The following is a 25067-nucleotide window of genomic DNA, read 5'->3' on the forward strand; positions in this document are numbered from 1 at the left end:
TTTGTTTCCATGTCCGCGTCGCCCAAGAAAGCCTTTGCCCTTCGCCTCGATCCCGCGCTTTATGCGGCGATCGAGCGGTTGGCTGCGGCCGAGCTGCGCAGCGCCAATGCCGAGATCGAGATATTGCTGCGTGAGGCGCTCGCCCGGCGCGGCGTGGCGGTGAAGCAGTCGGAGGTCCCGCGGCGCGGGCGCCCGCCCAGGACCGGGGGCTGACAGCCGCCGAAGGCGACCGGGCGCACGGCCGCTTGCTCCCCATCGGCTAGATGGTTAAGGCCGGTCGTCATGACCGCCGCACCCTCCGTCCGCATCGCCCCCTCGATCCTCAGCGCCGACTTCGCGAAGCTCGGCGAAGAGGTGCGCGCGATCGAGGCGGCGGGCGCCGACTGGGTTCACATCGACGTGATGGACGGCCATTTCGTTCCCAATCTGACGATCGGGCCGATGGTGGTGAAGGCGCTGCGGCCGCATTCGACGCTGCCCTTCGACGTGCATCTGATGATCTCGCCGGTCGACGGCTTCCTCGACGCCTTCGCCGCGGCGGGCGCCGACATCATCACCGTCCACCCCGAAGCGGGACCGCACATCCACCGCAGCGTCCAGCACATCAAGTCGCTGGGCAAGCAGGCCGGCGTCTCGCTCAACCCCGCGACCCCGGCGAAGATGCTCGACTATCTGATCGACGAGATCGACCTGGTCCTGATCATGAGCGTCAATCCGGGTTTCGGCGGCCAGAGCTTCATCTCCAGCCAGCTCCGCAAGATCGAGGCGGTGCGCAAGATGATCGACAAGTCGGGCCGCGACATAAGGCTGGAGGTCGACGGCGGCATCGACGCGGGCACCGCGCCGCTCGCGATCGCGGCGGGCGCCGACGTCCTCGTCGCCGGCACCGCTACCTTCCGCGGCGGGCCGGACGCCTATGCTGACAATATCCGGCGCCTGCGCGGCGCCTGAGCGATGGAGGGGAGACCGTTGACCGTTGCCCCCATCGACCCGACCCCCGATGCGGGCGAAGACACGCCGCCGCTCGACGACTCGATCGAGCCCGGCAAGCGGCTGATCCGCCTGCCCGCCGACAAGGGGCTGTCGCTCGGCGACCGCATCGCCAACCAGATCACGCGGCTGACGTGGCGTACCCCGCTCCACGCATTCCGCCTCAAGGGGCGCTTTCCGCTCAAGCTGCTCGGCGTGCCCGAGGACCCGGTTCCCGGCGACACGCGCGCGGGCACCGCGATCCGCGCCGGCCATTTCCTCCATCGCGGGCTCAGGCTGCCGCTCGCCACGCTCGATTTCACGGCGCTGGGCGTCGCGCCGAGCTTTGCCGATCACATCCACAGCTTCGCGTGGCTGCGCGACCTCGCCGCCACCGGGACGCGCGCCGACGGTGCGGCGATCGCGGAGGCGATCGTGCGCCAATGGCTCGCGGTGCATGGCGAGACGGTCAGCGAACCGGCATGGAAAGCCGACAATACAGGGTGGCGTATCCTGTTCTGGGCCGCGCACGCGCCGCTGATCCTGTCGTCGAGCGATCTCGTCTATCGCTCCGCCGTGCTCAATCACCTCGCCCGCGCGGCGCGGCATCTCGACCGCGTCGCCGACAAGACGCGCCCCGGCGTCGAGCAGATGGTCGCCTGGATCGGCGTCGTCGCCGCCTCGCTGCTGATGCCCGGCGGAGAACCGCGACAGGTCTTCGGCGAAGCGGGACTGCGCAAGGTCATCGAGACGAGCTTCTACGCCGACGGCGGCAATATCGCGCGGTCTCCGCAGGCGCAGCTCGATGCGATCATGGCGCTGTCGATGCTTGCGCGCATATACGATATGCGGCGGATCGACCTGCCGCCCTTCCTCCACGAGGTGCTGGCGCGCGCGGTTCCGGCGCTGCTCGGGATCGTCCACAGCGACGGCGGCATGGGAAGCTGGCAAGGCAGCGGCGCGACGCCGGCCGAAACGATCGCGGCGATCGTCGCGGCCAGCGGAGTGCGCACCCGCCCGCTCAAGCAGGCGCGCGACTGGGGCTATCAGCGGCTCGTCGCGAACAAGGTCGTGCTGCTCGCCGACGCCGCGCCGCCGCCGATCGCGCGGGTAACCGAGGCGGGCTGCGCCTCGACCCTGGCGTTCGAGCTGAGCGACGGGGCCGAGCGCATCGTCGTCAACTGCGGCGGCGCGGCGCTGACCGGTGCGACGATCCCCGCCGAACTGGCGCGCGGGCTGCGCACCACCGCCGCGCATTCGACGCTGGTCGTCGCCGACAGCAATTCGACCGCGATCCTGCCCAACGGCTCGCTCGGCAAGGGAGTGACCGAGGTCGAGCTCGACCGGCACGAAACCCCGCAGGGCAGCCGGCTGGAAATGAGCCACGACGGCTATGCGCGGCGCCACGGGCTGATCCATCGCCGCCTGCTGATTCTCTCCCCCAACGGGCGCGAGTTGCGCGGCGAGGACATGCTGCTCCCCGCTCCGCGCAGCCGCCGCAAGGGCGACAAGCATTTCGCGCTGCGCTTCCATCTCGGGCGCAACATTTCCGCCAGCCTGACCGCCGACCGGCTCGGCGCGCTGCTGCGCATCGCCGGCGGGCCGCTGTGGCAGTTTCGCGCCTCCGAGGGCACGCTCGCGGTCGAGGAAAGCCTTTGGGTCGACGGCGAGGGCCGCCCGCATCCCACCGAACAGCTCGTCGTCACCGGCAGCGCCCCCGCCGGGGGCGTCAGCATCGGCTGGATTTTCAAGCACATCGGGTGAGCGACTCCCATCGCGGTGAGCCTTGAATTTACGCTAGCCACTCCGTTCGTGCTGAGCTTGTCGAAGCACCGTCCTTCTTCTTGCAGCGCTGAAAGAAAGAACGGCCCTTCGACAAGCTCAGGGCGACCGGGTCGGATTTATGGCTTGCCGGTCCAGCAAACGACATAAGGCCTTCCATTTTCTTCTGCGCCCCTGCGCGAATTTCCTTCTCCACGCCGCCGCCTGATACTTCCAAAACCTTGCCCAACGGCGATCACGGGCCTAGGGCGACGGCGACTCCTTCCATCCCCTGCCGAGGCTCCCCCATGACCGATCTCGTTCCCGTCCGCCGTGCGCTCCTTTCCGTCAGCGACAAGGCGGGTCTCGCCGATCTGGCCGCCGCGCTCGGCCGTCATGGGGTCGAGCTGGTGTCGACCGGCGGCACCGCAAAGGCGCTGCGCGACGCGGGGCACGCGGTCCTCGACGTCGCCGACCTCACCGGCTTTCCCGAGATGATGGACGGGCGCGTCAAGACGCTGCATCCGACCGTGCACGGCGGCATCCTCGCGGTGCGCGACGACGCCGCTCACGTCGCCGCGATGGACGCGCACGGCATCGGCGGCATCGACCTGGTCGTCGTCAACCTCTACCCCTTCGCCGCCACCGTCGCAAAAGCCGCGCCGCGCGAGGAGATCATCGAGAATATCGACATCGGCGGCCCGGCGATGGTGCGTTCGGCGGCGAAGAACCACGCCTTCGTCGGCATCGTCACCGAGCCGCAGGATTATGCCGCGCTGATCGAGGAACTGGACGCCAACGACGGTGCGACCACCCTCGCTCTGCGCAAGAGGCTCGCCGCGACCGCCTTTGCCCATACCGCGACCTATGACGGAATGATTGCGTCATGGTTCGCCTTCGCCGACCAGGACAAGCTGTTCCCCGACACGCTGCCGCTGACCGCGACGCTGTCGGCCGAACTGCGCTATGGCGAAAATCCGCACCAGCAGGCGGCGCTGTACCTTCCCGCCGGCCCCGCGTCGCGTGGCATCGCGCAGGCAAGCCAAGTGCAGGGCAAGGCGCTCAGCTACAACAACATCAACGACGCCGACGCCGCGCTCGACCTTGTCGCCGAGTTCCGCGAGGCCGACCCGACCTGCGTTATCGTCAAGCATGCCAATCCGTGCGGCGTCGCGACCGCTGCGACGCTGACCGCGGCGTGGGACGCGGCGCTCGCCTGCGACAGCGTCTCGGCCTTCGGCGGCATCGTCGCGCTCAACCGTCCGCTCGACGGCGCCACCGCGGAAGCGATCGCCAACATCTTCACCGAGGTGGTCGTCGCCCCCGACGCCGACGCCGACGCGCGCGCGATCTTCGCGAAGAAGAAGAATCTGCGCTTGCTGCTGACCGGCGAACTGCCCGACCCGGCGCGCGGCGGCCTGATGATGAATACGATCGCCGGCGGCTGGCTGGCGCAGACCCGCGACAATGGCCGGATCACGAAAGACGATCTGAAAGTCGTTACGACGCGCACGCCGAGCGACGCGGAACTCGCCGATGCGCTGTTCGCCTGGACGATCGCCAAGCATGTGAAGTCGAACGCGATTGTCTATGCCAAGGGCGGCGCGACCGCGGGTATCGGCGCGGGGCAGATGAATCGCCGCGATTCGTCGCGCATCGCCGCCGTCCGCGCGCGCGAGGCGGCCGAGGCGAACGGCTGGAGCGAACCCCGCACCGTCGGCAGCGCGGTCGCCAGCGACGCCTTCTTCCCCTTCGCCGACGGCCTGATCTCCGCCGCCGAGGCCGGGGCGACCTGCGTGATCCAGCCGGGCGGCTCGATCCGCGACGACGAGGTGATCGCCGCCGCGAACGAGGCGGGGCTGGCGATGCTGTTTACCGGGATGCGGCATTTCAGGCATTGATTCCGCAGGAAGATCGTCGCCCCGGCGCAGACCGGGGCCGCTATCGTCCTTGTTCGGGCGTCGAAGAGCAAACCGCCAGCGGCCCCGGCTTTCGCTGGGGCGATGGGGCGTTGGGACTTTATTTCGCTTGCCCCGAGCGGCATAGGGAGCCGGTGGTCATTCTGACCCGGCAACAAGGACCAGCATGACCGCCGTCCCCCGCAACAAGTCCATGATCCAGAATCTCTATGCCTGGACCATGGAGAAATCGGCGCATCCGCACGCCGAATATTGGCTGGCGCTGGTCGCCTTCGTCGAGGCGAGCTTCTTTCCGATCCCGCCGCATCCGATGCTCGGGCTGATGTGCCTCGCCGAACCGCGCAAGGCGGTGCGCTATGCCCTGATCTGCACCCTCGCCTCGGTCGCGGGCGGCTGCTTCGGCTATGGGATCGGCTATTTCCTGTATGAAAGCGTCGGGCTGCGGCTGCTCGCAGCGCTGGGACTCACCGACAGTTTCCCGGCGGCCGCCTGCTACCTGCGCGATTACGGGGCGGAGATCATCCTGGTGAAGGGGGCGACGCCGATCCCGTTCAAGCTGCTGACGATCACCGCCGGCTTCATCCACATGAACCCGTTCACCTTCCTGTGGGCGAGCCTCGCCAGCCGGGCCTTCTCCTTCATGCTGGTCGGCATCCTGTTCCGGCTGTTCGGGGCGCCGATCAAGGCATTCATCGACAAATATCTCGCCTGGGTCGCGGGCGCATTCCTCGTCGCGGTGGTCGCGGGTTTCCTGGTCATCGGCGCCCTGTCGGGAGGCGGCGACAAGACCGCCGACAAATGCAGCGGCGCGACGTTCGAAAGCATCGGGTTGGACCGGAAATAAGGCCGCCAGTAGCTGTCATATCTCTCCCCTCCCGCTTGCGGGAGGGGTCGGGGGTGGGCCAGCAGCGGTGCAATTGCCCACCCTGCTGCGAGTAGCGAGCAAGCTCGCAACTCTCGCTGCCCCTCCCGCAGGCGGGAGGGGAGGAAAGAAACCTACTCGTTCGCGGGCGGCTGATGCAGCCAGTCGGCGTGGCGCGGCGCCTTCTTCGTCCGGCTCCATTCGTCGAGCATCAGCGGCGCGACGCGGCGCAGCTCGGCATATTGTTCGTCGGTGCCGATGTCGCACGCCAGTTCGATGCGGTGGCCGTTGGGGTCGAAGAAATAGATCGACCGGAAGATGCCATGGTGCGTCGGCCCGAGCACGTCGACGCCATGAGCCTCGAGATGCGCCTTCGCCGCGACCAGTTCGGCGTGGCTACCGACCTTGAACGCCAGATGCTGAACCCATTGCGGCGTATTCTCGTCGCGGCCCATGTCGGGCTGGTTCGGCAATTCGAAGAAGGCGAGGACATTGCCGCCCCCCGCATCGAGAAAGACGTGCATGTAGGGATCATATTCGCCGGTCGACGGCACATGATCCTCAGCGAAGGCGGTGGTGTAGGTCATGCCGAGCATGCGCTCGTACCATTCGACCGTTTCCTTCGCGTCCTTGCAGCGATAGGCGGCATGGTGGACACCGCCCAATTTGATCGGGCTCGTCATTCGGCAGGCTCCTTTGCGACATCGAGCGCGCCGCGGCGAATCTGGTCGAGTTCCATCGACTTGAACAGCGCGGTGAAATTGCCCTCGCCGAAGCCTTCGTCCTTCTTGCGCTGGATGAATTCGAAGAAGACCGGCCCAATCACCGTCTGGCCGAAAATCTGGAGCAGCAGGCGCGGATCGCCTTCCTGCGTCGAACCGTCGAGCAATATGCCGCGCGCCTTCAGTTCCTCGACCGGTTCGCCATGGCCGGGCAGCCGTTCGGCGAGCAGTTCGTAATAGGTTTCCGGCGGCGACGGCGCGAAGGGATTGCCGAGCGCGGCGAGCTTGTCCCACGCGGCGTAGAGGTCGTCGCAGGCGAAGGCGATGTGTTGGATGCCCTCGCCGTTATAGGCGCGCAGATATTCCTCGATCTGGCCGCCGCCGCCCGCGCCCTCCTCGTTGAGCGGGATGCGGATCTTGCCGTCGGGCGCGGTCATCGCCTTCGAGGTCAGGCCGGTATATTCGCCCTTGATGTCGAAATAGCGGATTTCGCGGAAGCCCGCGATGCGCTCGTAGAACGCCGCCCAATGCGCCATCCGCCCGCCGTAGACATTGTGCGTCAGGTGGTCGATCACCTTGAGCCCCGCGCCTTCGGGATGGCGGGCGCCGCCGTCTTCATAGACGAAATCGATGTCGTAGATGCTAAGGCCGTCGCCGTAACGGTCGATCAGATAGATGATCGAACCGCCGATGCCGCGTATGGCGGGCAGGCGCAATTCCATCGGCCCGGTGCGCACCTCGACCGGTTCGGCACCGCGCGCGATCGCTTCGGCATAGGCTTTCGCCGCATCGCGGCAGCGCCACCCCATGCCACACGCCGACGGGCCATGTTCGGCGGCGAAATAGGCGGCGGGCGAGCGCTGCTCGTAATTGGCGATCAGGTTGATGTCGCCCTGCCGCCACAATATCACGTCCTTCGACCGATGATGCGCAATCTGCGTGAAGCCCATGCGTTCGAACACCGGCTCGAGAATCCCCTTCTCGGGCGCCGAGAATTCGACGAATTCGAAGCCGTCGAGCCCCAGCGGATTTTCGAACAGATCGGCCATGGTCCATCCCTTATGGTTACAATTGAAACCATTATGATGGGCGGCGGCGGGGGAGTCAATGCGGGGCTTCTATCATGGCGGCGTCGTTTGAAAGCAGCGTGAACTTTTCCTTCTCTGCAGCCTCTGCGCCAAATTGCTGAACGGCGGCGCGACCCGACCCGTCAGGCCGCCGCCGTTTCGATCGCCTCGAGCGCCTCCATCCAGGCCGCCTCGACACTTTCGAGTTCGGCGGCGAGCTTGCCGCGACGCTGCGCGAGGTCGCCCATCGTCAGCTTGGCGAGCGCGGGATCGGCGCTCGCGGGGTCGAACATTGCGCGGTCGATCGCCGAAATTCGCGCCGAAAGCCTGGCCGCCTGCGCTTCGAGGTCCTTTGCCGACTTGCGCAGCGCCGCCTGCGCCTCACGCGCCTTTGCCGCTTCCTGCCGCGCCAGCTTCGCGTCCTTCGGCTTCGCCGGCGCGGCCTTCGCCTCGTCGGCCGCGCCCCTGCCGAGGATGAAGGCGACATAATCGTCGATGCTGCCGTCGAAATCGCGCGCCGTGCCGCCGTCGACGAGCACCAGCCGGTCGGCCGACAGTTCGAGCATGTGGCGGTCGTGGCTGACGATCAGCACCGCGCCGTCATAGCCGTTCAGTGCCTGCACCAGCGCCTCGCGCGCGTCGACGTCGAGGTGGTTGGTCGGCTCGTCGAGGATCAGCAGATGCGGCGCCTCGCGCGTGATCAGCGCCAGCGCCAGCCGCGCGCGCTCGCCGCCCGACAGCTTCGCGACCTCGGTCGTCGCCCGGTTTCCCGAGAAACCGAAGCGCCCGAGCTGCGCGCGCACCGCGCCCGGCGTCTTACCCGCCATCACGCGCGTCATGTGGCCGAGCGGCGTATCGGCGCCGTCGAGTTCCTCGACCTGATATTGGGTAAAATAGCCGACGCGCATCTTGCCCGACGCGGCCAGGGCGCCGTCCATCGGCGGAAGCTGTGCCGCGAGCAGCCGCGCGAGCGTCGTCTTGCCGTTGCCGTTGCGCCCGAGCAGCGCGATGCGGTCGTCGGGGTCGATGCGCAGGTTGAGCCGGCTCAGCACCGGCTCGCCCGGCGCATAGCCGACGCTGGCAAGATCGAGCGTGATCAGCGGCGGCTTCAGTTCGTCCGCCGGACTCGGGAAATCGAACACCAGGCTCGGGTCCTCGGTAAGCGCGGCGATCGGCTGCATCCGCGCGAGCTGCTTGGCGCGCGACTGCGCCTGTTTCGCGGTCGAGGCGCGGGCGCTGTTGCGCGCGATATAGTCGACCAGCCGAGCGCGCTGCGCGTCCTGCGCCGCCTTCGCCGCCGCCAGCTGCGCCGCGCGCTCGGCGCGCTGGCGCTCGAACGCGTCGTAGCCGCCCGGATAGAGCGTCACCTTCCCGCCTTCCAGATGCAGGATATGATCGACGACATTGTTGAGCAAGTCGCGCTCGTGGCTGATCACGACGAGCTGCCCCGGATAGCTTCTGAGGAAGCTTTCGAGCCACATCGTCGCTTCGAGGTCGAGGTGGTTCGACGGCTCGTCGAGCAGCAGCAGATCGGGGTTGGAGAAGAGCAGCGCCGCGAGCGCCACGCGCATCTTCCACCCGCCCGAAAAGCTGTCGAGCGGCTGCGCCTGCATCGCCTCGTCGAAACCCAGGCCGATCAGGATGCGCGCGGCGCGCGCGGGCGCCGTATAAGCATCGATCGCGATCAGCCGCTCGTGGATGTCGCCGAGCCGGTCGGGATCACTCTCGGTCTCCGATGCCGCGAGCAGGGCGGCGCGTTCGCTGTCGGCGGCCAGCACGGTCTCGAACGGCGTCGCGGTGCCGCTCGGCGCCTCCTGCGCGATATAGCCGACGCGCGTGCGGCGCGGCATCTCGATCCCGCCCTCATCGGCCTCGATCTGGCCGATCATCGCCTTCATCAGCGTCGATTTGCCGGCGCCATTGCGCCCGATCAGCCCGGTCCGGCTCTTCGCCGGCAGGCTCGCGCTCGCGCGGTCGAGGATGGTGCGCCCGCCGAGGCGCACGGTAAGGCCGTTGATCGTCAACATGGGCGCGCCGCCTAGCATAGCCGGGCGGCCAACCCAAGCGGCTGGACGCCACCGCACGCACGCCTGTCAGTGCGACGCGCCCATCGACACGTGGCGGGGGCGCGGCGCGCACCAGACCGCAAGCGCGGCAATGATGAACACCGCGGCCGAAGCGAGGAAGATGTGGATGACGCCGATCGTCGCCGCCTGCACCTCGACCAGCCGGTCGAGCGCCGCGCGCGCCTGTTCGAAGGTCAGGCCGCCGCCCTGCAATATGTCCATGGCGCCGGCGGGATCGTTGAGCGCGGGCACGATCTCCGACCGCGAAACGCGCGTCGAATCATCCCATGCGGTGGTCGCGACCGCCGTGCCGATCGCCCCGCTGAGCGTGCGCAGGAAGCTCATCAGCCCCGCCGCCGACGTCTGATCCTTTTCGGGGACCGAACTGAGCGCGAGCGCGGTCAGCCCGACGAAGAAGAAGGGCATGCCCATCCCCTGCAACAGGTGCGGAAAGGCGAGCGACCAGTAATCGACGTCGGCGTTCCAGCCAGCGCGCAGGATCGACACGAAGGCCATCCAGACGATCCCGGCGGAAATGGAAATGCGGATATCGATCTTGTCGATCGACGCCGCCGCGACCGGCGACAGCAGCACCGCGAACACGCCCAGCCAGGCGACAACATAGCCGGTATCGGTCGCGGTATAACCGACCATCTGCTGAAGCCACAAAGGCGTCAGCACGACCTGCGCGAAGAAAGCCCCGAAACCGAGCGATATCGCCAATGTCGCGAAGCTGAACCCGCGGAAGCGGAAAACGCGCAGGTCGACGACCGGGTTCGCATCGGTGAATTCCCAGATGATGAAGGCGACGAAGGTGATCGCCGACACGATCGCCAACGCGACGATCCACGCCGATCCGAACCAATCATGTTCGCGGCCGGTGTCGAGCATGGTCTGGAAGGCGCCGACCGACACCACCAGCAGGACCAGGCCGATCACGTCGATCCGCGCCTTGACCCGCTTCGTCTCGAACGCGCCGAGCAGGCTGCCGACCCCGAAGGTGCAGAGCGCGACGACGGGCAGGTTGATGAAGAAGATCCACGGCCAGCTCCAATTGTCGCTGATCAGGCCGCCGAGGATCGGCCCGAGGATCGGCGCGGTGGTCGTCGTCATCGCCCAGATGGCAAGCCCGACCCCCGCCTTTTCCTTCGGGAAGATACGCAGCAGCAATATCTGCGACAGCGGCATCAGCGGCCCGCCCGACAGCCCCTGCAGGATGCGAAAGAGGATCAACGCGTCGAGCGTGCGCGACACGCCGCACAGGAAGGAGAACAGACCGAATCCCATGATCGATATCAGGAACCAGCGCACGGTGCCGAAACGCGCCGCGAGCCAGCCGGTGAGCGGCACGCTGATCGCGTCGGCAACCGCATAGCTGGTGATCACCCACGTCCCCTGTGTCGGCGACACGGCGAGCCCGCCGGCGATATGCGGCACCGACACATTGGCGATGGTGCTGTCGAGCACCACGACGAAATTGGCGAGCGCCAGCGCGAACGCCGCGGCGAGCAGCCGCACGCCTTTCAGCGGTTGCGGCTCGGCGGGAAGCGATGCGGGGGACGCGGCGGCTGTCGCCATGTCAGACGCCTGCAGGACCGGACAGCGGCTGCCGGGAGTGGCAGACATTCCCCATCTTCGTCATCCCCGCGAAAGCGGGGATCCAGAGCGTGCGCCGATTGATCTTTCCCCGGGTTCCCGCTGTTGCGGGAACGACAAGTTGAAAGCGGCAAGGACGTGCTCGACCGTCGCGGCCTATCGTCGTTGCGGGGAGCCGAAGGCGACGAAGCAATCTCCGGTCATCGGCTTTGCGTAGGGCGGGTAACCGGAGAGTGCTTCGCTCCGCTCGCAATGACGGCACCGGTATCGCAGGCATCAATCATCCCCACGCGTGTCGATCGTCGCTTCCATCGACAGGCCGACACGCAGCGGGTGCTTGCGAAGCTGCGCCGGGTCGAGCGCGATGCGCACCGGCAGGCGCTGCACCACCTTCACCCAGTTGCCGGTCGCATTCTGCGCCGGGATCAGCGAAAAGGCCGCGCCGGTGCCGCCCGCGATGCCGACCACCTTGCCCCGATAGACGACGTCGCCGCCATAATAGTCGGAGGTCAGCTCGACCGGCTGGCCGATGCGGATGCGCCGGAACTGGCTTTCCTTGAAATTGGCGTCGACATAGGCGGTGTCGATCGGGACCACGACCATGATCGGCGCGCCCGCAGCGATCCGCTGGCCGACCTGTACCTGCCTGTTGGTGACGATGCCGTCGACCGGCGCGCGGATCACCGTGCGTCCGAGGTCGAGCCGCGCCTTGTCGAGCCGCGCCTGCGCCGCCGCGACGTCGGGGGCGGTGTCGATCGTCGTGCCGCGCACCACGGCCTCGGCCGCGCCGAGATCGCCGCTCGCCGAGCCGCGCGTCGCCTGCGCCGAGGTCACGCCCGCCGCGGCGAGGTCGCGCGCCGCCTGCGCCTGCTTGAGCGCCGCGCGCGCTGCTGTCAGTTCCTCGCCCGACACGGCGCCGGTCCCAGCGATGCTCTCGCGCCGCGCCAGTTCGGCGCGCGCGCGCTCGACCGTCGCATCGGCGTCGCGCAGCCGCGCCTGTGCCTGCGAAATCTCGGCCCCGCGCGCCGCGACGCGCGCGCGCGCCGCATCGGCGGTCGCATCGGCCTGCCCGTAGCGCTGGCGCGCCTGCCGCAGCGCCGCTTCGGCATCGGCGACCGCCAGCCGTTGGTCGGCATCGTCGAGGATGACGAGGATATCGTCCTTTTTCACCGCCTGCGTGCCGCTGACGCGCACCGCCTTGACCGGGCCCGAGACAAGCGCGGTGACGGTGGCGCTATCAGCGCCGACATAGGCATTGTCGGTCGAGACGCGCCCCGCCTGCGTCAGAAAATACCAGATGCCCCACGCCGCCGCGATCGTCGCCACGACGATCAGGAGGATGCGCAGCAGTTTCCGGCGCTTGCCGAGCCGCGCCGCCTGCGCCTCGGCGGTTTCGGACGCGTCGGGGGTAGCCGTGTCGTCGGCCATCGTCATTCTCCTGTTGGATGGACGGCGCGATAGCCGCCGCCGAGCGCCCGGATCAGCGCGACGTCGAGCGCGCGCTCACGCGCTTCCAGGTCCGCGACCGCGCGGCTGAGCGCGACCATGTCGTCCTCGGCGGTCAGCTGGGCGAGCTGGTTCGACAGGCCGGCGCGATAGCGCAGCCCGGCCAGCCGCGCCGCGTCGGCCGTCGCCTGCAGCGCCGCGCGGCGCTCGACAAGCTGGCGCTCGGTCGCCGTGCGGCTGGCGGCGAGGTCGGCGACGTCGCGCAGCGCGTCGATCAGGGTGCGATCATAGCCGGCCACCGCTGCGTCATAATCCGCGCGCGCACCGCGATAGCGCCCCTCGATGCGCCCGCCGTCGAAGATCGGCAGGCTGATCGCCGCGCCGCCATTGCCATATTTCGACCCCGCATCGAACAGGTTCGCGAGTCCCAGCGACTGGAAACCGACCAGCGCCGACAGGCTGATATTGGGATAATAGTCGGCGCGCGCGACGTCGATGCGCTTCGCGGCGGCTTCGGCGCGCAGCCGCGCCGCGACGATGTCGGGCCGGCGGCCGACGAGCGCGATCCCGGCGTCGGCGGGAAGCCCGGTCGCGGGCGCGGCGAGCGTCGGACGCGCGATATTCATCCCGCGATCGGGCCCGGCGCCGACGAGCGCCGCGAGCCGATGGCGGGTGAGCGCGATCGCTTCCTCGATCGCCGCGATGTCGCCGCGCGCGGAGGCGGCGCGGCTTTCGGCCTGACGCGCGCTCGCCTGATTATCGAGACCGGCGCGCGCGCGGTCGGCCGACAGCGCCGCGCTCGCGGTGCGCACGCGCAGGGCTTCGCGCGCGACGTCGAGCGCTTCGTGGTGAGCAGCGAGGTCGGCATAGGCCGCCGCGATGCCGGTGGTCAGCATCAGCCGCGCCTGCGCCACATCGACGCGCGCCGCCTCGGCTTCGGAGGTCGCCGCCGCCAGCGCGGCGCGGTTCCGGCCCCACAGGTCGAGGTCGAAGGACAAGGTCGCGGCGACGTGGCCGGTGTCCTGAATGCCGTCGGGGACGAACTGCGGCGGAATACCCATCGTCCGGCTCTGCTTCACGCCGCCGGCGCTGCCTTCGGCGCCGAGGCGCGGCAGCAGCGCCGCTCCCGCCTGCCGCGCCAGCGCATCGGCGGCGCGCACCCGCGCCGCGGCGACGGCAAGGTCGGGCGATCCGGCGAGCCCCTCGGCGATCAGCGTGTCGAGCTGCGCGTCGCCCCAAGTGCGCCACCAGTCTTCGATCGGCCATTCGCCGTGCGCGTCGGCCAGACTGGCGTTCGACGCGAGCGAGTCGGCGGCGGCGACCTGTGGCCGCGGCCCCAGGTCGGGCGCCGCGCAGCCGGCGAGCAGGCCGAAAAGGGCCGTTGTTGTGACAAGGAAACGGGGCATGGCGTCCAACGATACTAGCTGGTATCGTGCGTCCATAATGGGAGGAGTCGAATTGTCAATCGAAATGATACCAGCCAGTACGGGACCCGCCGACGATGCGAGCGAGAAGCGCCGCCAGGCGTTCGTCGATACCGCGCGCGAGGCCTTTTTCGCCAACGGCTATGCCGGCACGACCATGTCGTCGATCGCGAGCAAGGTGGGCGGGTCGAAGACGACGCTCTGGACCTATTTCCCGTCGAAGGAGGAATTGTTCGAAGCGGTGGTCGACGATATCGTCCGCCAATATGGCGAGATGCTGCACATCGACCTGCCGGTCGACGAGGATGTCGTCGCGGTGCTGCGCCGCTTCGCCAATATCCTGGTCCCGACGCTGATGACCGATCCGCTGCTGTCGCTCTATCAGCTCGTGGTCGGCGAGGCGCGGCGTTTCCCGCATCTGGCCGAGGCTTTCTATGAGCGCGGGCCGCGGCGCGGCAAGGCGCGGCTCGCGGTGTGGATCGGCGAGAAGATGGAGCGGGGCGAGCTCAGGCGCGGCGATCCGCTGCGCGCCGTCCAGCATTTCACGGGCCTGTGCCAGAGCGGCTCCTATCAGTTCGCGGTGCTCAACCTTCCCGAGGCGCAGCGCTGCGACCGGGCGCGGGTGGCGGCCGAGATCGAGGGCGCGCTCGACACCTTCTGTCGCGCCTGGGGCCCCGAAAGCATGGGCGTCGGCGCGCACGCCCTGTCCCAAAAGGCGACAGCTCCGTCGCGCGGCGATGCGAAGGCCTGAGGATTCCCGTGGTATCGAGGCGGCGTGGAACCGATTCGCGACGCCATCTATCATGAGCAACTGGCGCGCGTCGCGCGGCTGAAGGCCGACGCGAGCGGCGATCCCTTCCTCGCGCGGCGGCTCCGCGAAGCGGCGGTCCGGCACGAGCGCACGGCGCGCCGCCTGCGGCGCGAGGAAAGCGCGGCTTCCGACGGAGGGAGTTGAAGCTTTCCCCTAAAGCTCGATCAGGATGCGGATGGAGGCAGCATCGACCCCCGCCGCGCGCGCGATGCGCTGGCGTGCGGTGGCGATCTCGGCCTTCAGCATGTCCATGTCCTCGGCCGCGGCTCGGCGGCTGGCCGCCTGCGCCGATGCCCGCAGGCCGACCATGGCGGCATCGCCGACGATCTCCTGTTCGGAAACGCGCAGCGCGGTCGCGAGCGCGTGCAGGCTTTTCCGGCGCGGCACGGTGGTGCCCTTTTCCCACGCCCAGACGCTCGGCTTGCTGAGCCCGGCCGCCCTGGCAAGGCCCGCAAGGCTCATCCCGCGCGCCTCGCGCAGGCGGCGCAGGCGCATGCCCAGCGGCTCGGCGGCGTCGGCGGCCACAGCCTCGCCCCCGTCGGCCGGATCGACATCGGACGGCAGGGGATTGCGCAGGCGCGCGGCGCTCAGCACGGCGCGCGGCAGCGGCTGGCGGAAGCGGCAGCCGAACAGCCGCTCGCTCTGCCACACGACCGAGGCGACCACCTCGCCCGCCTCGGGCAGCATGATGGTGAAATCCTGACCGAGCAGCAGGTCGGCGGCGGTTTCGATCAGCGCGCCGGTCACCGACAGATTGTGCACGGTCACGGCGGTGCCGCCCTCCCCCGCCGCTCCCCCCTCGACCGTCAGGTTGAGCTGCAGGCGGTCGGCGCGCTGCCGGGCGGTGCCGGCGGACGGTTCCATCATCGTTCCGTGAATGACCATAGGCGCGCGATCTTCGCAGCGAGGCGTTGCCGAGGGGTTAACGGCCCGCCGGGAAACGCCCTCTCCGGCATCCGCCGACGACCCGCGAACGGAGCGGGAGGCGGATGACGGGATGGCGGCGGGCGGGAAGACCGGGGGAACGGACGAGGACATGATGCCTTTCATTTCGGCCTGGTCGCCAACCGCCAGAATCGGGCCGGATAGGCCGAATTGCGGGAAACGCGCATTTGGCCGCGATCGTTGCGCGGCCTGCCGCAGGGTGGGCGCATTTCGGCGCGAATGCGCCTTGCGGGCAAAAATCGGTTAAGATTCGGATGCAGCCTGTTCCATAACAGGACGGCTTGCCAGTCCGGCATCGCAAGGGGTCCGACGGTTAACCCTCAAGACCCCCATCATTCCCGGCTTTCCCAGAGTTTCCTTACATTTACCGCCTCGCGATTCTGGGCGACGGGTCATTTTGGGGGTTCACATAAAAATTAACTCCCGTATTAAATTGGCCCTAACGGAGGGGGGGTGAGTCGGGTCGCGACTTCCCCGGGCATAGGGATGCCCAGGACCGCAATTACGCGGACAAAAACCGTTCAGGTTTATTGGGGGAAGCGTTCATGCGCCTGCTGCTCATTGCGCTCGTTGCGACGGCATTTGCCGTGCCGGCTACCGCAGCCGACATGCAGATCGACAATGCGCGCTCGATCGACATCGCGGTCAGCGGCTCGATCCGCGAACATTGCGCGATGGGCCAGATTCCGAACGTCGATTTCGGCAACCTCGAACGCCGCGGGCTGGGCTTTCAGACGAAAGTCGCCTTCGATTGCAACCGTCCTTTCACGATGACGATCAAGGGCGATACGGGCGCGCTGACCCACACCAGCATGCCTAACGGTCAGGGGCCTTATGGCGGCAAGCTGCCTTACAGCTTGTCGGTTCAGATGCCGGTGCGCCTGCCGTCCGCGCAGACGATCAGCAAGTCCTTCACCAGCAGCCAACTCCAGGCGGGCGGCGTGATTTCCAGCAACGGCGGCATCGCTACCGACGGCATGACGCTGGCGGTCGAACTGGGCCTGCCGACAGGCGAGGCCAGCAAGCTGCTGGCGGGCGATTATGCGGAGACGATCACGATCACGGTCGCTCCGATCTGAGGGATTCGCCGGCGGAGGGGGTCTTCGCTGGCGGAATTAGGGCGATGGACAGGCACCGTGTCCATCTGCCTCTCCGACCAACCGGTGCGAATGAAAGGCCGTATTCTCCACGAACGGGGGCGCGGCTCAAAATGAGGGAAGAAGGTTATGAAAAAGATTCTTACCGGCACCGTTGCCGCCATTGCTCTCGTCGGCGTTGCTTCGCCGGCGGCTGCGCAGACCAACACGCTCCACTATGCCAGCCCGGGTCCGATCCCCTACACGATCACGAACCCGCAGCCGGTTAACATCAATCCGATCCCATGGCTTCCGCCGGTGATGGTCAACGTGGGTGAAGCCGCTGGCGAACTCGGCGTTCTCACGCAGGTCGGCACGCGCTACACCGCCACCGCCAGCGCGCCGGGCAACACCGAAACCGCGACGCCGACTGTGAACGTCAATTTCCGGCTGCGGGGCAAGGTCAACAAGGATTGCTCTTTCTACTCGGGCAATGATGCCAGCGCACGGGTCATCGATTTCGGCGTGATCGGCATCCGCACCGGCAACAACGAAAACGTCAACGACGCGTTCGAAATGGTCGGCCCGGCGACCGCCACAGTGGAAACGCTGACCGCGGGCTGCAACTTCAACAATGAAGTGTCGATTACCAAGGATAGCCCGAACGGCCTAGTCAACCAGACCGCCAGCGGTTACGACAACCTCCAGTTCCAGAACAACATCCCCTATTCGGTGTCGGCTGCCTGGACGGGTGTCGCGTTCGGTGTGGTTGCCAATGGTACCCCGCAGAGCCTGACTGTTGCCAGCAACGATACCGATGGCACGGAGACGCTGCCGCAAGGTGCATGGCGTTCGGATATGACGATCAATTTCAACGCCCCGGCCGTCAATAACATCGGCCTGGTCGCTGGCAACTACACCGGCACGACGACGCTGACGCTCAAGGCGCTCTAAGTCTCGAGCTGTAAATCGGAGAAAGGGGGAAGAGCGATCTTTCCCCTTTCTTTATGAATCACTGCAATTATCCTGTTGAATCCAAGGGGAAGGGGGACTCATGGCTATATTGTCCGTGCTGAAGCGCCGGTCGAAGGTGCTGCTGGCGACCATCGCTGCGCTTTTCATCCTCGTCCCGGCGGCATACGCCATGCGCGTTTCCCCGATGGTCATCGAAATGGAGACGAGCGGCACCGACGCCGTCGCGCGCATCGAGGTCCAGAACATCAATGCCGGCAAACTAGCCTTCGAGACACGCGTCTATCGGATGGAAATCGACAAAGACGGCAAGATCACCGAGACGCCGGCCGACGACAAGTTCCTGATCTTTCCGCCACAGGGTGCGCTGCCTCCCGGCGGTCGTCAGGTAATCCGCCTGCAATGGGTCGGCGATCCTGAACTCGCGACCTCCCAGGCTTATTATGTCGCGATCCAGCAGCTCCCCGTCGCTTTCGAGCCCGGAACCGACGAGGCGGCATCGGCGCAAGTGCAGGTTCTTTATAACATGCGCGCGCTTGTGGTCGTCGCGCCCCCTGGCGCAAAGCCCAACGTCAACGCATCCTCGGTTCACCAAGTCGAATATCAGCCGCCCGCACTGCCCGGCGCAACCGCCAAGCCGCCGCTGCAGGATGGCGTTGCCGTGACGCTGCGCAACGACGGCCGTCGTCACGCGATGATGGCGGAATTCGGCTGGAACCTGGAGGGAACCGATCGCGAAGGCAATTTCCTGCGCGTCGACGTCTCACCCGAGGAATTGTCGCGGGTCGTCGGCACCGGCTACGTCCCGGCACAGGGCGAACGTACCTTTAACTTACCGGTCCCTGGCTTTGGCCCCGGCCCGATCAAGCTGACCTTCGCGAAATGAGGATGTCGGCCGCCCTTTGCTCGGTCGCGATGCCGGCGCTGTGGGCGAGCGCCGCTTCGGCGCAGATTTCGATTCCCCTGCCCCAGCGGTCCGGGACGACGCAGCCTACCCCGGAGCCGGCACCGGATACCCCGTCGACCAGCATTCCCCTGCCCGGAGCCCCGGCGCCAACGCCTGCGCCGACGCCGTCCCAGCCCGATCTAGGCATGCAGCAGGTGCCGATAGGCCCTCATGGTCGGCCCGACATCAACCCCTATGAGCGCGACATCGACATGACGGTGCCGCTGACCTTCCTCGACCGCAGCCTCGGCGACATTCCGATGCGGTTGACCGCCGACGACCGCTTCCTGCTCGATACCGAGACCTTCCTCAAATTGCTGCGCCCCATCCTCAACGACGAGGCGCATGTCAGATTATCCGATCATCTGGCAGGCAGGACGCAATTCGGGCCAGAGAATCTCGATGGCACGGGTGTCGGGCTGACCTACGATCCCAGCACGCTGGCGGTCGTCGTGGTGCAGGTTGGGGCCGAGCAACGGGCCACCCTCGATCTGTTCGCGCCCCCGAAGGACGATCTCGATGACATCACGCTGCAACCCGAAAGCTTCTCGGCGTATCTGAACTTGAGCGCGGTCCAGAGCTACGTCTGGGAGGGCAGCAACAATACCAGTCCGCCGACGATCAACTTTGACGGTGCGGTCCGTGTTGGCTCAGTCGTGTTCGAAGGTGATGCGCAATTCGGCCAGCGGTTCACCCTGTCCGGCGAAGGCTACAAATTCCAGCGCAACTATGCGCGCCTCGTTTATGACCAGCCGCAGGATTATCGCCGATGGTTCGTCGGCGACCTGGATGTCGAAATCCGCGGTCAGCAGGCCTATGTCCAGATGGGCGGTATCGGCGTCCTACGCCAGCAACGCCGTTTCAACACCTTTCGCGCCGCGATTCTGCAAGCGAATCGGCAACTGATCCTGCAACGAGAATCGACGGTGCGTTTTCTGCGCAACGGGTCGCTCTACCGCGAAATGCGGCTTCAGCCGGGCCGTTACGATTTCAGTTCGCTGCCGCTCGTCGCGGGCAGCAACGACATTCAGATTCAGGTCACTGACAATAGCGGCGCGGTGCAGAACCTAGCATATCAGCAATATCTCGATCCGATCGACCTCGACCCGGGCGACTTTGAATATAGCGCCTATATTGGACCGACGAGCAAACGTTTCGGCTATGCACCCGATTACAAGGGGCCGGTCGCCTTTTCGGGCTTTTTTCGTAAGGCCTTCTTCAACGCGCCTGCGATCGGTATTGGCTTGCAGGCGAGCAAGGATGTTCAAACGCTGACCGGTCAGACGCAATTGGTGCTCAGAAACGGGGGCCGTCTGCTGCTTGACGCTGCGGGCAGCCACTCCAAAGACGCCGGTGCCGGTTTTGCAGGCGGCGTCAGCTATGAACATTTCTTCGATCGCGGCGGCCTGTCCGACAGCTTGACGTTACGCGCCGACTATATCTCGCCGCGATTTTCTACTTTAAGCAACATTCAGGGCATCAACAGTAATTCCATAACGGTTTCGGCGCAATATACGCGCCAGTTCAGCATGAAATTCCTGACGACCTCTACGGCCTCTTACATTAAGGGGCGTAGGATATTAGGCGACAGCTACAGGGCTGGTGTAACGGGTTATTATCGATTCGATCCTCGGTGGACCTTCCGCACCGGCGTGGAATATACGAAGTTTCCATCCGCTTCCAGCGCGTCAGGTTTCAGCGTGCTCGTCGGTCTCGTGTTCCAGCCGGACTATCGCCGCCGCGCCGAAGGCCGCTATGAAAGCCGCGACAATCTCGCTGAATTGTCCTATAATCAAAGTGGACTCAACCAACTCAACAGCGTCGGCTTCGGCGGCGTGGTCACCCGTCAGGACCAGAGCGCGCAAGCGGTCGGTTACGCCAGCTATTCGGCCAACCGCTTTGACGTGGCGGTCAGTCACGGCACCTTCGGCCCCAGCCTGTCGAATATCGCCAGTATCAATGCCACGACGCTCCGCGTCGGCACGACGATCGCCTATACCGACGGTATGGTCGGGCTCGGTCGCCGCATCAATGACAGCTTCATGCTGTTGAAGCCGCACAAGAATCTGGGCAAACGCGATGTTGTCGTCGGTCAATCGCTGGCTCAGAACGACTATATCGCCCGTAGCGGCCCGCTCGGCGCGGCGGTTCATAATTTCCTCGGCTCCTACTCCACCCAGTCGGTGCAATATGATGTAGAGAGTCCGCCGCCGGGCTACGACACCGGTCCGGGCGTATTCCGCGTTCACCCATCCTACAAGAGCGGCTACGCCGCGCGCGTTGGAACCGACGCCTTTGCGAGCGCAATTGGTACCCTGATGCTGACTCCCGAAAAACCGGTGTCGTTGATCGGCGGGCGCGTGACGCTGCTTGACGTCACGGAAGGCGACAAACCGCAACCCACACCCTTCTTCACGAATTCGGTCGGCCGTTTTGCTGTACCGAACCTGTTGCCCGGCCGCCGCTATCTCGTCGAAACCTATGGCCCCAACGGCACGGTCGACAAGGCATTCGAATTTACCGTCCCGACCGAAACGACCGGTCTCGTCGATCTCGGCACCGTCAGGTCGGGCTCGTTCCAATAGGAGGCATCCATGCTTCGCTCATCGCTTCTGCTCGCTGCCACAGTGTTGGCCACGCCTACTTTGGCTCAGCCATCAGCGGCCCCGACGCGCCCCACTGACTGCATGGTAAGAGTCACGACAGCGCCGGCGAGTTGGTTAATTCAAGGTTACGATCCCTATGGCAGTTCGTTGCCTGAAGGCACGTTCAGCATTACCTTCGTCAACGACGGCGGCACCGAATGCCGCTTTGCGCCGCTGTTCGACCTTTCGCAGCCGCCCTTCGGTCTGTCGAAGAGGACCGGCAAGCCGATTGGTTATGCACTCGTCAATCTGACCGATTCGCAGGATGTCACACCGCGGTCGGGCCGTTCGTTGCGTACGCCATCGTTGCGCGAATTGATCTTGGCACCCAATGAATCGAAGACGCTGCTTTACAAACTCGTCGCCAACAGCGACGATGTGCGCGAGGCGGGTATGTTCACGCAAGACGTGACGATCAAGGCACAGGATCGCAGCTTCCGTTCATTCGGCGGCATGCAGTTGGTGCTGGGGCTTGAGGTTTTGCCCTCGGCAAGGATCGGTTTGGCCGGAGCTTATTCCGTGAGCAAGGGACAGGCTGTCGTCGACCTCGGCGAGCTGCGCACGGGCGTCGCGCCTGTGCCGCTCCAGTTGCGGGTAAACAGCACTGGCTCCTATGATTTGCAGGTCGTCTCGGCCAATTCAGGCAAGCTGCGCCTCGGATCGACTGAGTGGACCATTCCCTATACGGTCTCGATCGGCGGCGACGCGGTCAATCTTTCCGGAGCCAGCACACTATCGGGACCGACCGGCGCGGGCTATCGCCGCGAATCGCTGCCGATCCAGTTCGTGATCGGCGACGTGAGCGATCGGCGCGCCGGCACCTACAGCGACGTCATCTCGATCTCCGTCACCGCGCGCTGAGTTTTTTCCGTTCGCTACCACCCGGGGCGCTTAACCGATTCTTAGATTTGCGCCGCTAACACCACCCTACGCTTCGGCCAGTTCGGCGGAAAGGGTGGCGAATGACACGGAAACTTTCGATGGGCCTCGCAGGCCTCATATTCGTTGCGGCGCCGACGACCGCGCTCGCCGCCTCCTATGGCTTCAACCTCTTCGCGCGGGTGGCGGTCCAATGCACCGTCAACCATCAGCCCACCGGGTTCGGCGCGATCCAGGGCGACGCCGTATCGCTTGGCATGTTCCGCGAATATTGCAACGCGCCGGGCGGCTATGAGCTCGTCGTCACCTATGCGCCCGGGACGCTGGTCGGCACCCGCCTGATCGCCGGCAACGACGAGATCCTGCTCAACGGTTCGGGACAGGCCGTGCTCAGCCGCGCGCAGGGCCCGCGCGTCCAGGAACGGCCGATCGCCGCGGTGCCGGGCGGCAACGGGTTCGATTCGGATCATCTGGACCTCCAGATCATTCCGAGCTGAGCCTCGACCGCCGCCGGCACGGCCACGCTCCGCTCGAGGGGAATGGCAACTACGATCCGCTCCAAGCCTCCGGAATCCATCCGTCCAGGCAAAATCGATGGCGGAGCAGCCGACCACTGTCGCCAATATCTTATGACTAATGTAGCTGAAACGCTCCGCTTGGTGGTGCTCACCCGCTCTGTCCGCGAATATGAAAACCGCGATGAAGAAGATTTTTTTCCGGTCGACCTGGTATTGCCCTATGGCGCTACCTACGATTTTAGCAGTAACCGTCAACTCCGGCCGCGCGCAATCGAAGAGTGGAACAAAGCAAAAGTTAGGATTCCGAATTTGGAATGGTCGGAATGCCGCCCGCTCCGAACAGCAAAAAAGCCCACTAAGCTCTTAGCCTAGTGGGCTTTCTATGGTTGCGGGAGTAGGATTTGAACCTACGACCTTCAGGTTATGAGCCTGACGAGCTACCGGGCTGCTCCATCCCGCGTCAACCAAATCGCCAATCCCGGGTTCCGGGATCGCAGAAACGGCGAAGGGCGGCCAACGCCGCCCGACAATTGTGAATGGGTTCCTCTTCGACCTTACGCCGGCTGCAATGCCTGGCGACGTCCTACTCTTCCGGGGCTTGAGCCACAGTACCATCGGCGCTGTCAGGTTTCACGGCCGAGTTCGAGATGGGATCGGGTGGGGCACTGACGCCATGGTCACCAAGCAATGAAGCCGGCGTAGGTCGGATAGGGGTTCAATCGATGCCCGTGCATAATGGCTGTTATTCATATCATCCACATCACCGGCAATCCGTTCAGGATTGTCGTTGATGGTGGGACTCTTCAAGCGCGAATAGAGCAATTAGTATCGGTTAGCTCCATGCGTTACCGCACTTCTACATCCGATCTATCAACGTGGTGGTCTTCCACGGCTCTAAGAAATCTTATCTTGAGGGAGGCTTCCCGCTTAGATGCTTTCAGCGGTTATCCCGTCCATACATAGCTACCCTGCTGCGCGGCTGGCGCCACGACAGGTACACCAGAGGTATGTTCAACCCGGTCCTCTCGTACTAGGGTCAACTCCTCTCAAATTTCGACGCCCACGGCAGATAGGGACCAAACTGTCTCACGACGTTCTGAACCCAGCTCACGTACCACTTTAATTGGCGAACAGCCAAACCCTTGGGACCTGCTCCAGCCCCAGGATGTGATGAGCCGACATCGAGGTGCCAAACGATTCCGTCGATATGAGCTCTTGGGAATCATCAGCCTGTTATCCCCGGCGTACCTTTTATCCGTTGAGCGATGGCCCTTCCACTCGGGACCACCGGATCACTATGACCGACTTTCGTCTCTGCTCGACTCGTCAGTCTCGCAGTCAGGCAGGCTTATGCCATTGCACTCTCGCAGACGGTTTCCAACCGTCCTGAGCCTACCATCGCGCGCCTCCGTTACTCTTTAGGAGGCGACCGCCCCAGTCAAACTACCCGCCACAGAGGGTCCCTGATCCAGTTTCATGGATCGAGGTTAGACATCAGAAAACAACAGGGTGGTATTTCACCTATGGCTCCACACCAGCTGGCGCCGGTGCTTCAAAGCCTCCCACCTATGCTACACAGTTCTTTCCTAATGCCACTCTGAAGCTGCAGTAAAGGTGCACGGGGTCTTTCCGTCTAACCGCGGGTACTCCGCATCTTCACGGAGAATTCAATTTCGCTGAGCATCTCCTGGAGACAGTGGGGAAGTCGTTACGCCATTCGTGCAGGTCGGAACTTACCCGACAAGGAATTTCGCTACCTTAGGACCGTTATAGTTACGGCCGCCGTTTACCTGGGCTTCGTTTCGGAGCTTGCACCCCTCCACTTAACCTTCAGGCACCGGGCAGGCGTCAGACCCTATACGTCGTCTTGAAGCCGACTTAGCAGAGTCCTGTGTTTTTGCTAAACAGTCGCTACCCCCTGGCCTGTGCCCCCTGCAACTGGTTGCCCAGATGCAGGGCCTCCTTCTTCCGAAGGTACGGAGGCAATTTGCCGAGTTCCTTCAGGAGACTTCTCTCAAGCGCCTTGGTATACTCTACCATCCCACCTGTGTCGGTTTAGGGTACGGTCTATACGGTGGGGCTATTTCCTGGAACCGCTTCAAAGCCTGACCAATCCAATAAGATCAGACAATTTACGCGATCCGTCACACACCACCAGGCCCACGAATATTAACGTGGTTCCCATCGACTACCCCCTTCGGGCTCGTCTTAGGGGCCGGCTTACCCTGCTCAGATTAGCTTTAAGCAGGAACCCTTGGGATTTCGGCGAGAGGGCATCTCACCCTCTTTATCGCTACTCATGTCAGCATTCGCACTTCCGATACCTCCACGGTCCATTACCAGACCGCTTCATCAGCCTACGGAACGCTCCGCTACCGCGTGTATTGCTACACACCCTAAGCTTCGGTGCACGTCTTGAGCCCCGTTACATTTTCGCCGCAGG

Annotated in this window: 21 protein-coding genes, 1 tRNA gene and 2 rRNA genes (1 of these 24 cut by a window edge); 14 read left to right on the forward strand and 10 right to left on the reverse strand. The window is 65.3% G+C overall.

Translation table 11 applies throughout. From position 1 onward, the window contains the following. The first annotated feature begins 9 nt into the window (after nt 1-9). From C3E99_RS13875 to C3E99_RS13895, 5 genes are all read left to right on the forward strand, one after another. Entirely contained in the window at nt 10-213 is a 204-nt protein-coding gene (locus tag C3E99_RS13875) for a hypothetical protein (RefSeq protein ID WP_076076985.1), read from the forward strand. Between the two features lie 69 nt (nt 214-282). Then, nucleotides 283-951 (forward strand): ribulose-phosphate 3-epimerase, encoded by a 669-nt coding sequence (gene rpe / locus C3E99_RS13880; RefSeq protein WP_076076987.1) that lies wholly within the window; start codon nt 283-285, stop codon nt 949-951. Nucleotides 952-954: 3 nt separating this feature from the next. Further along, entirely contained in the window at nt 955-2733 is a 1779-nt protein-coding gene (locus C3E99_RS13885) for a heparinase II/III family protein (RefSeq protein ID WP_076076988.1), read from the forward strand. A 305-nt stretch (nt 2734-3038) separates the two neighbouring features. Beyond that, the gene (gene purH / locus C3E99_RS13890; protein WP_076076990.1) at nt 3039-4631 is read left to right on the forward strand and encodes a bifunctional phosphoribosylaminoimidazolecarboxamide formyltransferase/IMP cyclohydrolase; all 1593 of its coding nucleotides are present in this window, start codon (nt 3039-3041) and stop codon (nt 4629-4631) included. A 211-nt stretch (nt 4632-4842) separates the two neighbouring features. Further along, complete coding sequence (locus C3E99_RS13895; RefSeq protein ID WP_076078158.1) at nt 4843-5493, forward strand: YqaA family protein; 651 nt, start codon at nt 4843-4845, stop codon at nt 5491-5493. Between the two features lie 152 nt (nt 5494-5645). Here C3E99_RS13895 and C3E99_RS13900 read toward each other — a convergent pair whose 3' ends face one another. From C3E99_RS13900 to C3E99_RS13925, 6 genes are all read right to left on the reverse strand, one after another. Next, complete coding sequence (locus C3E99_RS13900; RefSeq protein ID WP_076076992.1) at nt 5646-6194, reverse strand: VOC family protein; 549 nt, start codon at nt 6192-6194, stop codon at nt 5646-5648. After that, a complete protein-coding gene (gene hppD / locus C3E99_RS13905; protein ID WP_104959966.1) occupies nt 6191-7282 on the reverse strand; it encodes a 4-hydroxyphenylpyruvate dioxygenase in 1092 nt (363 codons plus the stop codon). Before hppD ends, C3E99_RS13900 begins: the two co-directional genes overlap by 4 nt. A 161-nt stretch (nt 7283-7443) precedes the next feature. Beyond that, on the reverse strand, nt 7444-9327 hold the full coding sequence (locus C3E99_RS13910; RefSeq protein WP_076076996.1) for an ABC-F family ATP-binding cassette domain-containing protein: 1884 nt from the start codon (nt 9325-9327) through the stop codon (nt 7444-7446). Nucleotides 9328-9393: 66 nt separating this feature from the next. Then, nucleotides 9394-10944, reverse strand: coding sequence for a DHA2 family efflux MFS transporter permease subunit (locus C3E99_RS13915; RefSeq protein ID WP_076076997.1), 1551 nt, complete (start codon nt 10942-10944; stop codon nt 9394-9396). Nucleotides 10945-11238: 294 nt separating this feature from the next. Then, nucleotides 11239-12396: an HlyD family secretion protein gene (locus C3E99_RS13920; RefSeq protein WP_076076999.1), complete on the reverse strand. Its 1158-nt coding sequence runs from the start codon at nt 12394-12396 to the stop codon at nt 11239-11241. After that, nucleotides 12393-13814: an efflux transporter outer membrane subunit gene (locus tag C3E99_RS13925; RefSeq protein ID WP_076077000.1), complete on the reverse strand. Its 1422-nt coding sequence runs from the start codon at nt 13812-13814 to the stop codon at nt 12393-12395. The genes C3E99_RS13920 and C3E99_RS13925 overlap by 4 nt, the downstream gene beginning before the upstream one ends. A gap of 52 nt (nt 13815-13866) precedes the next feature. Between C3E99_RS13925 and C3E99_RS13930 the strand changes: the two genes are divergently transcribed. Further along, nucleotides 13867-14583, forward strand: a complete 717-nt coding sequence (locus tag C3E99_RS13930; protein ID WP_083675158.1) for a TetR/AcrR family transcriptional regulator — start codon at nt 13867-13869, stop codon at nt 14581-14583. Between the two features lie 24 nt (nt 14584-14607). Further along, the gene (locus C3E99_RS13935) at nt 14608-14787 is read left to right on the forward strand and encodes a hypothetical protein (protein WP_076077003.1); all 180 of its coding nucleotides are present in this window, start codon (nt 14608-14610) and stop codon (nt 14785-14787) included. A 9-nt stretch (nt 14788-14796) separates the two neighbouring features. On the opposite strand, the gene C3E99_RS13940 is transcribed toward C3E99_RS13935, so the two are convergent. Then, a complete protein-coding gene (locus tag C3E99_RS13940) occupies nt 14797-15510 on the reverse strand; it encodes a helix-turn-helix domain-containing protein (protein WP_158682315.1) in 714 nt (237 codons plus the stop codon). A 623-nt stretch (nt 15511-16133) separates the two neighbouring features. On the opposite strand from C3E99_RS13940, the gene C3E99_RS13945 reads away from it, so the two are divergent. From C3E99_RS13945 to C3E99_RS19840, 7 genes are all read left to right on the forward strand, one after another. Next, the gene (locus C3E99_RS13945; protein WP_104959969.1) at nt 16134-16667 is read left to right on the forward strand and encodes a hypothetical protein; all 534 of its coding nucleotides are present in this window, start codon (nt 16134-16136) and stop codon (nt 16665-16667) included. A 147-nt stretch (nt 16668-16814) separates the two neighbouring features. After that, nucleotides 16815-17618: a hypothetical protein gene (locus C3E99_RS13950; RefSeq protein WP_104959970.1), complete on the forward strand. Its 804-nt coding sequence runs from the start codon at nt 16815-16817 to the stop codon at nt 17616-17618. A 100-nt stretch (nt 17619-17718) separates the two neighbouring features. Beyond that, the gene (locus C3E99_RS13955) at nt 17719-18522 is read left to right on the forward strand and encodes a fimbrial biogenesis chaperone (RefSeq protein WP_104959971.1); all 804 of its coding nucleotides are present in this window, start codon (nt 17719-17721) and stop codon (nt 18520-18522) included. 2 nt (nt 18523-18524) lie between these two features. Next, complete coding sequence (locus tag C3E99_RS13960) at nt 18525-21167, forward strand: hypothetical protein (protein ID WP_234002484.1); 2643 nt, start codon at nt 18525-18527, stop codon at nt 21165-21167. 9 nt (nt 21168-21176) lie between these two features. Beyond that, a complete protein-coding gene (locus C3E99_RS20130) occupies nt 21177-22088 on the forward strand; it encodes a hypothetical protein (RefSeq protein WP_234002485.1) in 912 nt (303 codons plus the stop codon). 101 nt (nt 22089-22189) lie between these two features. Next, nucleotides 22190-22603, forward strand: a complete 414-nt coding sequence (locus C3E99_RS13970) for a hypothetical protein (RefSeq protein ID WP_067107402.1) — start codon at nt 22190-22192, stop codon at nt 22601-22603. A gap of 42 nt (nt 22604-22645) precedes the next feature. After that, nucleotides 22646-22996: a hypothetical protein gene (locus tag C3E99_RS19840; protein WP_158682316.1), complete on the forward strand. Its 351-nt coding sequence runs from the start codon at nt 22646-22648 to the stop codon at nt 22994-22996. Between the two features lie 11 nt (nt 22997-23007). On the opposite strand, the gene C3E99_RS13975 is transcribed toward C3E99_RS19840, so the two are convergent. From C3E99_RS13975 to C3E99_RS13985, 3 genes are all read right to left on the reverse strand, one after another. After that, nucleotides 23008-23084 (reverse strand) — tRNA-Met (locus C3E99_RS13975). Between the two features lie 110 nt (nt 23085-23194). Beyond that, nucleotides 23195-23309: ribosomal RNA gene (gene rrf, locus C3E99_RS13980) — 5S ribosomal RNA — on the reverse strand. A gap of 117 nt (nt 23310-23426) precedes the next feature. After that, nucleotides 23427-25067: ribosomal RNA gene (locus tag C3E99_RS13985) — 23S ribosomal RNA — on the reverse strand; it runs 1152 nt beyond the window's last position.

Origin of the sequence: Sphingopyxis sp. MG, assembly GCF_002953155.1 — a bacterium.
Taxonomy (GTDB): domain Bacteria; phylum Pseudomonadota; class Alphaproteobacteria; order Sphingomonadales; family Sphingomonadaceae; genus Sphingopyxis; species Sphingopyxis granuli.